Genomic DNA, 12526 nt, shown 5'->3' with positions numbered 1-12526 from the left:
ATATTCGACATAAAAACAGAAAATCCTACAAATAGTATAAACAGTTCAGATGCAAAAAATATAATTCCGTACATAACAATATATATATATAGTATCATATTGATTCAAATCGAAAATCAGGGAATCATATTGATTCAAATCCCCCAAAAATAAGGTGTTTTTTTAAATGTTATGTACAAAAAAACGTAGGAATATTTAATTCCTACGTTTTTTATAAATTAATCCATTCCTTCACTATTACAATTCTTCTAATTCCTCAATTTCGGCTTTTCGCTTTAAAAATATTGCAATATCCTTATTCTCCCTTTCTATTAAACCAAGAGCATGTCTATCATTTAAAACCAATTATTTATAACCCCATATATATTGTATCGTTGTCGCTTTACTATGTTTATGATCCGCAAAATACCATTCTAAAGGTTGTAAAGGGTTAGATACTTCAAATAATTCAGCTGGCTACCATGAAGGCAAGTTTTCATTTTCACCCAGTCGCCTTCTTTGGGCCAACGAGGATCTGTCATTGGTATTCTCCTTAGAACTATACTTTATGGATTTGAATTAATTTTTTTATTACTTGTTGCTCTTTTAATGTATTTGCAGTGCTTCTACCTGCGGAGTCTCTTCCTAATATTTCAACTTCATATTTTGTATTCTTTGTAGCCTCTTCTAGTTCCTTTTCTTTCTTTTCAGGTTTGCATATATTTCATGTCAAATTACAGAAGTGAGTCAGGCCACTCTAAATCTTAGATTAGAAGAACATGAATAATATTCTTTTTTGAATTGTAATTAAACCTCAGAGTGGCACCTCATACTCAGAACCATTTCCTTACCCAACAGAAGTTAATAAAACATATTTAATTATTACTTCACCGCTTTGGCTACAAGTGCTGCGTATGCTTCTGCACCTACCTTGGTTAAATGCACACCGTCAGGTGCAAAGTAGTCTTTCTTTCCAGCACTTGCTGCATACCAATCAACTAGAGTTACATTCGGATATTCAGATACCGTTACTTTCAGTCTCTCATTCACGATTGATTCCCACGGACGTGGTACTCTCGTATTAATAAATATGATTTTACGTTCGTTTCCAATTACTTTTATTAATGAAACAAGTTGCTCAGTAGTAAAGGCTCCATTTGTACCTAATCCAATAATGACATAATTTCCTAAATTACCTTCATATTTTAACTGTTCAACTACCGGAATCGCTTTTGACAGCTGGCGACCAATTTGGGCATCAATCCTAATATCAGGAAAAGTATTTTTTAAATACGGAGTAATATCAATCATAACGGAATCGCCTATCGCAGTAACTGTGAGTGAATTTTTAGGTTGCGCAGAATTTACTTCTCTTGATTCCCCTTGTTTTTGAGGCGTCTCTTGATTTGGATTTTCCCAAACTGCAACTGGATGTGGCGCCGGTTGTGTTTGTGCTGCTTTCACCTTATCTTGTTGAGAGTTCTCCTTAGCCTTACTAGCTTTTGATAACCCTACGACCGCTATCGACGAAACGAATAATGTACAAATTAAAGTTAACTTAACACCTAAAGTGACATTTTGAATTCTTAAATTCTTAAACTGAATGTTCCGGAGCGCACCTTGTCGGATTGGTTTTTCAATAAACTTCCATGAAATTTGCGCAATCAATATAATCAAAAGAATTTGAAGGATTGCTCTTATTAATGAAAAATCCCCAGCATTTACCTTTGGAGGCGTCAATGTAAGAATTGGATAATGCCAGAGGTATATGCCATACGATCTTATCCCTATCCAACGTAAAGGTCTAAATCGTAAAAATTGAGCAATACGACTAGCTGGATGAGCTAGATTTGCGACTAACAATGCTGTTGCAATTGATAAGAGAACCATTCCTCCCTTGTATAGAAATGGATCATATTGATTGGTCTTCCAAAACATAACCAAAATAATAATAAGGGCAATGCCCCCCACTACATCAAGAATGAAACGCGCCTTTGGGATAATTTTATTTGCAAGTCTATTGCTTGGCCAAACTAAGGCAAGTACCGCTCCGATAAGTAAGGAAAAGGCCCTCGTATCTGTACCATAATATATTCTGCTCGGATCAGCTCCAGGTTCATACAAAATTGCCATCGCTAAAGCTGAAGCAACGGCTCCCAGACAAATTAATAAAATCATACGGGATTGTTTTTTTATGTAGTAAAGCCCTAAACTAATGATAAACGGCCAAACAACGTAGAATTGTTCCTCAACTGCTAACGACCAAAAATGATTCAATGGAGAAAGCTGGTTAAAATTATCAAAGTACGATAATTTATGATAAATATACCACCAGTTACTAACATAAAATAATGCCGCTAATGAATCTCCGCGCATTTTTTCAAGTAAAGAGCTATGAAAAACTGTAATCCATGCCAACGTTATAACGAGCATAACAAGCATTCCTGGAAGCAATCTCCTTGCCCTACTAAGCCAGAATTTTTTTAAATCAATTCTCTTATTTCTCTTCCACTCTATGGCTAGAATATCTGTAATTAAATAACCTGAAAGTACAAAAAATACAGTAACTCCTAAAAATCCTCCAGGCATCCAATTAAAATTAATATGATACAAAATAACACCTAGTATAGCTAGGCCCCTTAGACTGTCCAATCCAACCATATAACGACTATTTTTTTTAAAAGGTTTAGTCATCCTACATTCACCTCTTTTTCTTGGAAATTAGGTTAATAATAACAGCACAAAGTACTATTAATCCCCTAAAATCGTATAAGCTAAACTATTACAAACATCTTTTTGTAAGGCTCTTTTTTTTATCTTTACATGCACAGTAATTAATACTTTAACACGTTATCTGGCTCTGTTGTGAAAATTTTTAAGCTAGATGTTCTTGTTGCTCTTCCGAAAAAGAGGAATATGATATATAACGTATATTTGAACATTTCCCTGCAAAATAACGTTATAAAGAAGGGCTACTGGTTATGAGCAGCCCCTCTTTTACCTTACTTCACATATACATATGTTTCATTTGAAATCACATTTTATGTCTTGCCCTTACTGTCGTGTATTTTATATTGCAGCGAACCTTGCATCAGAACAATATGTGTTCTGGTGCAAGTTTTTTTTAACTAGAATAAATTCTGGGAAAGCAAATAAGGAACATGATAGATGTGATATTTTAAAGAAAAATAATAGTAGCCATTTGCTACTATTATTTTTTTCTTTAAGTTATCATAATATGCCTGAAATTCTAAAGGGACGTGGTATGTCAATTCATCTAACAACCATTATGTGCTGAGTTCGTAAATGCGAAAATTTCATTCGTGATTTTTGAAAAATAAAACAAAAAAGAAAAACTATCTTTGAAAATGGATGAAACCTACATAAATGTCAACTAATCTATGTACGAATTCCTTTGCTTTAGCTAGGTGTTCTAGGAAATAAGGAGCCATATGCCGGTCAATTTTTCAATTAACTTGGTGTCTAGTTTAGTGTACCATCTCCAATTAATGCATTTTTTCGGGTTCAGTTCATTATATTTTCTACTTTGTCTTTATATACAACATATTCTTTTCCATCCACTACTGCTACCACCGCAAATTCATCATTTGGATTGAATGAAAGCCAGTCAGCCCACATGCTTGTATTAGCACCTCCACTCCACATATGATGAACAGTGTTTTTAGTTAAATTCATAACTTTATAAGACGCATTTGGTGCATTTGTTCCAGTCTTTATTTCAAAAGTGTATGCGTTATGGATTTTTTTATAAAAGTAAAAAACGTTTGATGGACGAAGTAGATTCATAAAATCTTGTTCTTTCTTCTCTGCAATTTTTATGCCTTCTAGTAATGTGACAACATCTGCTCTTAATGTTTTCCAACTGTCTTTAGCTGAATTCAAGTTAGGCTTTAAAAATTTATATCTATTTTGATCAGCTTTTTCATCAGCTTTATCAATATGCCCCATTACGCCCGAATATTGAGAGTCTAAATCATCCCATTGTGTGGACATATAAGTAAGAGCAGTAATAGCACTATCAATCGTACTATGCATATCACTAATATTATGAAATGCAACTCCGACTACACGATTTAATGTAATTTTATAATCTACAGTTTTACGTAATTCTGCTAAAGCAGGCTCTAATCGACCTAAATTATCTCTAGCAGTACCTATCATTATGCCACCAGAAATAAGCGTGGGGATAAAAGGGACTTTCACCATTATTAACCCATCAGATTCTAATTTCTTATAATAGTTTACTTGTCCTAAAACTTCATCTAAACGCTTTTGATCAGTCTCTACATCAGCTCCTTGGTTTTTTAAAATCGATTGCAAGGTCTCTTTATGGCTTCCAAATACTCTAACATCTTCTCCAATAGCGTTTTTAAATTTAGTTAATTCTTCTATTAACGCTTTTGCGGACTTTTGGTTTCGTTGAATCCCCACCCTTAAATCTGTAATCCCCTTTTTTAAAGTATCCCCATTTCCATTATTGATCGCCTCTACTAATGTTTCATAATAATTTTCAAACTTTGTATCGTATTCAATAATGCCGGTCAATGTATCTAAAAGCTGTTTTTTTACTTTTGTATTCCATGTAACAGCATGTGCTCTTGCATTCTTTTGATCCTGTACAATTTTACTAGGTAAATCTGCATACCCATTAATAGAAATTCCTTCAAAACTCACATCCGGATTATTAATTAGTAAATAAGAATATTCATTCATAGCCTTTGCAAATAACCCAGCATCTTGTACAGTTTTTTTCATCTTTTCTTCATTTGCTGAAAGAGACATATCTCCAGTGTTCGTTTGTTCAGTTTCAATTGCAAAGGTTGCTACTGGTGTGATTGCATAGGTAGTTGTCATAATTAAAAATGCTGATACAGCCAGTATTTTATAAGGGTTTTTTTTCATCTTTTCTTATTCCTCCTGCATAGAGTATGATTTCAAGTCCTATTCTTATTAAAAGACGATGTTGTTGCATAGATTCGATATTATTAAGCAAATCTATATAACCTGTCCCCTATTGATTAATTCTGTTACAAATTTTTAAAAACAAGTAAACTACATGACTATCTTTTTATTTGGATAAAACTTATATATAAGTGAAAGGCGAAGTCTTTAATGAGACTCCGCCTTTTTAATATATAAGGATTTATTAATTATCGCTTTACTGTTTAACAGTGTAATCATAGGCTCTCTATGTTATGGATTACTTTGCAATAGAATAAATATTTCCCTATTTTTGTGGAGTAACAGTTTCCACTTTTAATTCCTTTATCCCCTCTTTTAATGTAACCGCATCTGTTCTTAATGTTTTCCAACTGTCTTTCGCTGCATCCAAGTTATTTTTTAAGAATTTATATTTATTTTGATCCGCTTTTTGAGCTGCCTTCTCAATATGCCCTAGAACGCCCGAATATTGAGAATCTAAATCTTGCCACTGCGTCGACATATAAATAAGGGCATTAATAGCATCATCAAGTGCCTTATGCATTTCATTAATATTACTGTAAGCAACTCCAACTACACGATTTAATGTTACTTTATAATCCACGGTCTGACGTAATTCTGCTAATAAAGGCTCTAACTTACCTAAATTATCTCTTGCTACTCCCACTATGATACCGCCAATTATTGGTAGACCCAAAATGGCACCCTTCATTACATTAAATCCATCAGATTCTAATTGTTTATAATAGTTTACTGATCCTAATACTTCTTCTAGACGTTTTTGATCGGCTTCAACATCCGCACCTTGATTTTTTAAAATCGACTGTAAAAGTTCTTTATTACTTCCAAATGCTCTAACATCTTTTCCAATAGATTCTCTTAATTTAGTTAATTCTTCTATTAATTGTTGAGCATACTTTTGATTTTGTTGAATTTCACCTCGTAAATCTGTAATCCCTTCTTTTAAAGTTTCTCCATCCCCTGTATTAATTGCCTCTACCATTGTGTCATAATAATTTTCAAATGTTGTATCATATTCAACAATACCAGTCAATGTATCTAAAAGCTGCTTTTTTACTTTCGTGTCCCAAGTAACAGCATGTGCTCTTGCATTCTTTTGATCTTGTACGATTCTACCAGGTAAATCTACATATCCATTAATAGTAATTCCCTCAAAATTCACATCAGGATTCTTAATTAACATATAAGAGTAGGCATTCATAGATTTTGCAAATAATCCAGCCTTTTGCAAGGTTTCTTTCATTTTCGCTTCATTTGCAGAAAGAGAAGTATCTCCATTGTTCGTTTGTTCAATTTCACTTGCAAAAGCTGCTACTGGTGAGACTACAGGGGTTGCTGTCATAGTTAAAAGAGCCGATGCAACGATTAGTTTGTACGGGATATTTTTCATCATTTTCTATTCCTCCAATATAAGTTTTCATTTTCAGTTCTATTCCTGTTTAAAAGCGATGTCTTTTGAAATGAATTCTGCATCTTTATGAATATCATTCCAACTTTCTTTAGCAGCTTTTAAATCATCCGGTATTAAAGAGAATTTGTGGTCTTGCATAGAATCGATATTATCCAGTAAATCTGTATAATTTGCGCCCATTGTATTCCATTGCTTTTGAATATTTGTTAGAGATAAAATCGCTTGATCTACAGTCTGATATAGATATGCCAATGTTTCTTTCGCGTTAGTAAGCGAAAGAACTGCTTGATTAGCACGATCTGCTTTCATACTTAATTCTCCGATTTTGTTAGAAATTTCGTTATAGGAGTCCATATGCTTAGATGCCGTGACACCCGCCGCAGTTCCTAGACCGATACCAGCTGCTCCAAGAGCTGAAAGTCCACCAACAACAGCTGGTGTTGCTGTACCACCAGTTACAACAATTACAACTGCTCCTCCAATAGCTGCAATAACTAAAATAGCTGCTCCCAATCCCCCACCAATTGACCATGCTAATACATCATCAAAATGTTTTTTCTGAGTAGAACGAAGTTGCTCAATTTCAGCTTGAAGTTGTGGAATCGTTGCTTGTTGACCTGCTAATATTGCAGTTAATCCACCTTTCCCATCTGGACCACCAACATTATTTTTAAAATCTGTAGAATTTTGATATAGTTTCCCTTTGAAGTCTTGTAGCATCTTAATTACATCTGTTACCTCTTTTGAATTTGTATTAATTGTTGTAATTAAATCATTTATGCCCTCTTTTAGACCTGACTTATCTTTCTTTTGTACAGTATCTACTAATGTGTCGTAATAATTTTGAAATTGTTCATCGTAATTTACAATATTACGAGCTGTTTTTTGAATCTGTGGCTTCGCTGTATCTAACCAATAATTCGCATTGATTCGTGACAGTTCTTGATTAAGGTGAATATTTTTGAGCAACTCTCCTCCTTCTGATCCTAAATCGATATTAGATAAATTTACATTCGGTTGCTTAATCATTGTTTTTGCGTACAAATCCATTACAAGAATATGAGACCCTGTTTCAGCCAATGCTTTCTTCAGTCCCTCAGGACCTAAAACATAATTGCCTACTTTTTGTTCTTGGGCGGTCGTTTCTTGTGCAAATGCATGAATAGTGTTACCAGTAGTAGCAGTTATAACCGTTGCCAGAGTGGCTAAAGTTAGCACTTTGAATGGGAATTTTTTCATCATTTTTCTCCTTTTTTCGCTATATTCCTAGAATTTTCATAGTTTTTTCAAAAACGTAATATCAAAATTTATATACCTGTTCTTCAAGGTAACCTATTACATTTTTTAATTGTCTTAATGTATCTTTTTGAGACTGCTCGTTAGTTGCATCAACATTAGTAGATAATTTTGTAATATTATTTTTTATTAGATCCAAATCTTCTTTATAGCGCTTTAGTAGGTCAAGTTCTACATCTACTTGATTTGCAAACGTATGCAAATCATTTTGTGAAAGAAGAAGCATTGATTTTTGCAAATCTGCTATTGATAGTTTCGTTGTTAAATCATATATTTTTTGGTTTTGTTTCTCTAAGTCATCTAAATATGATCGCTGCTCTGCTGTTAGTTTATTTACTTCTGCGAAGACACCAAATGTTTTCTTAATCTTTTCAGTATCAATGGCTTTCATCAGGTCATATTCTTGCGTTTTTGCGGCTGCAGCTGCAGCTATTTCACCTTGTTTGCTTTTCTCAATTGCTTCACGAGCTGCTTTTTTGGCCGATTCAATTTCTAGAGCAGTTTTACCTTGTTCTGTCGCTTCTTGCGCTGCTTTTTTCTCCGCTTCTAGAATAGAGTTGTTAATTTCTTTTCCTTTGTTATACGCTGCCATCCCTGCTTGAGCAGCCGGTTCAATAATTTCTTTTGAAAGACTATAAATTTCTTTGAATATAGCAAATCCCTGCTCATTTAAAGCTCCTGGTATTAATGCAATTTGTTGTAAATCATTTTGAATTGCTTTTTTGGTATTTAATATTTCATTTTTTAACTGATCTATTTTTCCTGTTCCATCTGTACCTAATATGCCTTGCGCAGTTGCCACATTAGTATCGAAATCTTTTAATTTTTTATCAAGCTGTAATTTAAGATCAGTTAACTCATTAATTTGTCGTTGCGCATTTTCTTGATTCGTCATAGCCATTTCTTGAAGTACTTCAAGTCTATCCACAAAACCTTCTCTATCTTCTTTATTGTCTACATACGATTTTAATGTCGGATAATAGCTATTAAATTTTGTTACAAATCCTTTGCTTTTTGAATTTAATAGAATTAACTGTGGATAGAGTTCCAATGACCATTCCTTCATATCTTGTTTGATTAGGAATTGATTTGTATTTAAAGCTGGGACTTCCTCTAGCTGTACATTAGGACTCATTAAAGATTGATCAATATACGTTTGGATTAATTTAGATTGCGCACCTAATTTTCGTAATGATGAAGAAATATCCATGTTTTCCTGTTGAGTTTCTGCTTGAACGATTGGTGTTGCGAGAGTATTGATAGGAATAGTCGCTCCAGTTACAATGGATGTTATTAAAAATCCTGTCATTATTTTATTCTTCATTCCGTACACTCCTTTACCATTTTTTTCTATAACTTGATTCATATAACTTGTACGACCTAGCGCTAGGCTCACTCTTTGTACACGGATGAGGAAAGAGAAGTCTTTCAGATAGGGTGTTATCCTTATTTTTTACTTCTAATAGGATGTAAGAATTTTACTCATCTCTCATTTAGATACTTTATTTTCCAAAAAATAAACAATAAAAATTCATCAGCTATATTTGAATTAGACACCCAATGGGTAGTAATATATTAATTCTCCCAAAGAGTTGCGGTTTAACTTACAGAGCCACGAGGATTGATAAGCCAATGCTTACAGTTAATCCTGTTTTGACCTTGTTTAATATCAATTACATAATATGTCTCTTAGTTTTGTCAGCAAGAGCCTTACAAGACTACAAAAGACGAACTTATACTGTACATTGCTTATACTTTTATTGCGGAATAAATTCACTTTTGTTATGCAAAAACTTAGAACACTTTTATTACAAACTTGATCATTTTGAGATTCTAGGTCTCTCATTAATTAACTGATTATTAGGAAAATTATTTTCGACATAATGTTACTTACAACTTCGCTATACTCCTATTAGCGTAATCTTCTCCTTTCTCTCTGGTCATACCAGTTATGTTGTTCATTAAAACATTAAATTTTTAATGCGTAAATAGCAAAATTTTGTCGATTGTACTCAATAATTTAACTGTTAAGTAAAAACACGAGCCAAAAACATTATACAAATATAATTAATTAAAAATTTCACCTCTGTAATTGTAATGATTACAAATTAATATATATAAGGTTAAAAAATAACTATTTTAGCTTAACCAAGAAATTATATTTTAGAAAAAATACTTATAGAATAATTTAATAGGTTTTTTTATACTTTTTTACCTTTATTTAGTAATGTATAATTGCATAAAACATAGATATATCATGTGATATATGTTACATTATTAATTTTTACGAAATATACCCTAATATCAACATTAATAAATATTTAAAATGGAGATATTAATCTATAAACTTGCTCATCGTTATAACCATATATTTTAAAATATAAAACAGCTGCAAAGCTTTCTTAAAAATCCTTTGCAGCCTTCTGTTTTTTTGTTTTCTTTAGAAAAATAGTGTTTCAAGTTAACAATATGGTATAAACATTTCCATTGTGCTTTTGCTTGGATATATGTTTCATGGACTCTTCAAAAGCTATTTGTTTGAGCTGACGTCAGACTCGTTTGTCTAATTCAGAACTATACTGATAAATCCAGCGCCTAATTATTATTTAAAAAATAGATAAGCTTCGTTTCTCCATTATTTTTGCCAACTCCTGAAAATTGAAACTGTTCCGCTAACAAGATAATATCAGGTTGATCATACGTCTATTTAAATACAAGTTCCTTATCTAAACAAATCACACACTTTTTCTAGAGTAATAAGCTCAGTATTTTCAAGTTTTAGAGATTACTTACACCTATGTTTAAGTTTTTACATTGAAACCAAATAACAAGCCTATATTATTGTATATTTTTCACGGTACTGTCTAGGGGTCATGCTAGTAATTTTTTTGAAAACCCTCGTAAAATAACTTTGGTCATTAAAGTTTAGCCAAGCACAGATATCTGATAACGAATAAGTAGTTAGAGTTAATAATTTTTTTGCTTCTTCCACTCGTTCCCTTTGAATATATTCACTTAAAGTAATTCCCATTTCTTTTTTAAATAGTTTAGACAGATAAGTAGGGGTAATTTCCAAATGATTAGCAAGTTCATTAAGAGTTATTCCATCGTAAACATTTTTATTAATATGTTTCATACATGTAGTAACCGCGTATGAATACTTTTGTGCATTGTATTCTTTCACACGATCTGCAAAGGTACGTAAAGCGTCTCCTGACAATCGCTTTGCAGATTCTACGTTATCTAATTGTTCCAGAGTTTGTATATATAAAATACTATGAGCAAAAGCAATATCTGGTGGCAGGTTTCCTTCTATCGCATATCGAGTAGCTAAGGTAATCGCAATAATTCCAAGGTTTTTTTGGTTCCTGAGCGGATCCTCTATTAACATCAGTTCAACATCCTCTTGTGAAACTGCATACATATACTGTATTAACTTTTTTTTATTTCCTTCTTTGATAGTCAAAAAGAAATCATTTACTAATGCCATGTTGTGAGTTTTAGGTTTGTTTTGTCGGCGTTTTAAAATATATAAATCAGGTTTCACAATTTTATTAGGAACTTCCTCTAGTACTTTATTTTTTTCTAAAACAATACCTACATCTAACTTTTCATTGAAAATCATGTAATGTAATAAAATTCCCATATCAATTAATGTAGTTTTTTTAATCTCAGATAAACACTGATAATAGGCTAGTCTTTCTTGAATTTTATCATTTGATTTAAATTCTTTTTGAAGTTTTATGGTCATATCATCTGAACCTTTTGGATGTATAGTGGGACCGATAATAATAGTCCCTTTAATGTGATCATGATTTTCTATATGTATTAGAACAAAATTTTCAAGATAGCTGTTACATCTGAAAAGTGGTAAGTTAAAGGGATCGTTTTCTTGATAAATATCACTAAGATGTTCTTCTTTTGAAGAATAAAAAGGACTATATATATCATCAGATGTAGAATGATATAAAATTTTTTTGTCTGTAGATAAAATATGTACAGGGGCATTAAATGCTTTATGTGCAAGATCACACAAGTGTTGTATATCGATAGAAGTATTCATTACATTCTCCTTTTAAGTAAATTATTTGATGAATTTCCACATTGTTCCTTTTATAGTTTCATAAAATATATTCTGCTAGGTATAATTCACGACAAATAATACTATAAAATATCAAATTAGTACAATTAACGACAAAATATTACTATATCTTTTTTATGAAAATCATATATTATTTAATTGTAATTAGCATCTAAATATCAGAGTAGATAAGAAAATGAAATGAACGAAGGTCATTTCTTAATTCTACAAGATCTAATCATTACACTTGAGAAAACAGTGAAGAACATACAAAATACAGTGGTACTCAATGCGAGGACCAAGCTGGAAAAAAGATTCAAAATACAGCGAAAGTAACAGGAGATACTGTACCACCGCAAGAACCAACAAACAAAATTTCAATTCAATTACTTGTACAAATTGAATTCCAAAAATAGATAATGCTAATTTAAATGTAAAACTGAAAACCTACTGTGTTTCAAATTTTAGACAAAGATAACAAAAAGTCGGGAAATTAACAACAGAGGACAATGATAAAACTATTTATGAACCACTATGCTTCGGAAAGTACACGTTGGAAGAAATTCAAGCACCAAATAGGTCTACGTTATTTAAAGATCTAATTGAGAGAAGAATCTTATCATCAGTACAAAAATAAAAAAAGAAAACATAAAAAACGAATAGAATATTTAAAATTCTGGCGATATAGGGACAACTATTTTTATCTAATCCCCCACAATATTACTGGTCCCAACATTAGTTTTATTTTCCACAAATGAGGAAGAAATATATAGATT

General features: G+C 32.1%; 6 protein-coding genes and 1 pseudogene. All 7 read right to left on the bottom strand.

Features of this window, described 5'->3' with window-relative positions; genetic code table 11:
* Positions 1 to 237: 237 nt before the first annotated feature.
* Positions 238 to 489 (bottom strand): annotated as a pseudogene (locus JDS98_RS26100) (hypothetical protein); the annotation flags it as partial.
* A 372-nt stretch (positions 490 to 861) separates the two neighbouring features.
* Entirely contained in the window at positions 862 to 2673 is a 1812-nt protein-coding gene (locus JDS98_RS26095; protein ID WP_199634489.1) for an acyltransferase family protein, read from the bottom strand.
* 831 nt (positions 2674 to 3504) lie between these two features.
* Positions 3505 to 4902 carry a hemolysin BL regulatory component HblB gene (hblB, locus tag JDS98_RS26090; RefSeq protein WP_199634488.1) on the bottom strand — a complete coding sequence of 466 codons (1398 nt, stop codon included), beginning with the start codon at positions 4900 to 4902 and terminating at the stop codon, positions 3505 to 3507.
* 325 nt (positions 4903 to 5227) lie between these two features.
* Positions 5228 to 6355, bottom strand: coding sequence for a hemolysin BL binding component B (gene hblA, locus JDS98_RS26085; protein WP_199634487.1), 1128 nt, complete (start codon positions 6353 to 6355; stop codon positions 5228 to 5230).
* Positions 6356 to 6391: 36 nt separating this feature from the next.
* Entirely contained in the window at positions 6392 to 7612 is a 1221-nt protein-coding gene (hblD, locus tag JDS98_RS26080) for a hemolytic enterotoxin HBL lytic component L1 (RefSeq protein WP_199634486.1), read from the bottom strand.
* 61 nt (positions 7613 to 7673) lie between these two features.
* On the bottom strand, positions 7674 to 8993 hold the full coding sequence (hblC, locus tag JDS98_RS26075; protein WP_098711907.1) for a hemolytic enterotoxin HBL lytic component L2: 1320 nt from the start codon (positions 8991 to 8993) through the stop codon (positions 7674 to 7676).
* Between the two features lie 1509 nt (positions 8994 to 10502).
* On the bottom strand, positions 10503 to 11732 hold the full coding sequence (locus tag JDS98_RS26070) for a helix-turn-helix domain-containing protein (RefSeq protein ID WP_087971222.1): 1230 nt from the start codon (positions 11730 to 11732) through the stop codon (positions 10503 to 10505).
* Positions 11733 to 12526: the final 794 nt, after the last annotated feature.

The sequence above is a fragment of the Bacillus cereus group sp. N11 genome (genome assembly GCF_016483605.1).
Taxonomy (GTDB): domain Bacteria; phylum Bacillota; class Bacilli; order Bacillales; family Bacillaceae_G; genus Bacillus_A; species Bacillus_A toyonensis.
The sequence above is the reverse complement of the archived record's forward strand: the minus strand, read 5'-3'. Positions and strand labels throughout refer to the sequence as shown.

Bases quoted from the DNA above. Each gene is read 5' to 3' on its own strand.
- JDS98_RS26095 (WP_199634489.1), bottom strand. From the start codon at position 2,673: ATGACTAAACCTTTTAAAAAAAATAGTCGTTATATGGTTGGATTGGAC.
- hblB (WP_199634488.1), bottom strand. From the start codon at position 4,902: ATGAAAAAAAACCCTTATAAAATACTGGCTGTATCAGCATTTTTAATT.
- hblA (WP_199634487.1), bottom strand. From the start codon at position 6,355: ATGATGAAAAATATCCCGTACAAACTAATCGTTGCATCGGCTCTTTTA.
- hblD (WP_199634486.1), bottom strand. From the start codon at position 7,612: ATGAAAAAATTCCCATTCAAAGTGCTAACTTTAGCCACTCTGGCAACG.
- hblC (WP_098711907.1), bottom strand. From the start codon at position 8,993: ATGAAGAATAAAATAATGACAGGATTTTTAATAACATCCATTGTAACT.
- JDS98_RS26070 (WP_087971222.1), bottom strand. From the start codon at position 11,732: ATGAATACTTCTATCGATATACAACACTTGTGTGATCTTGCACATAAA.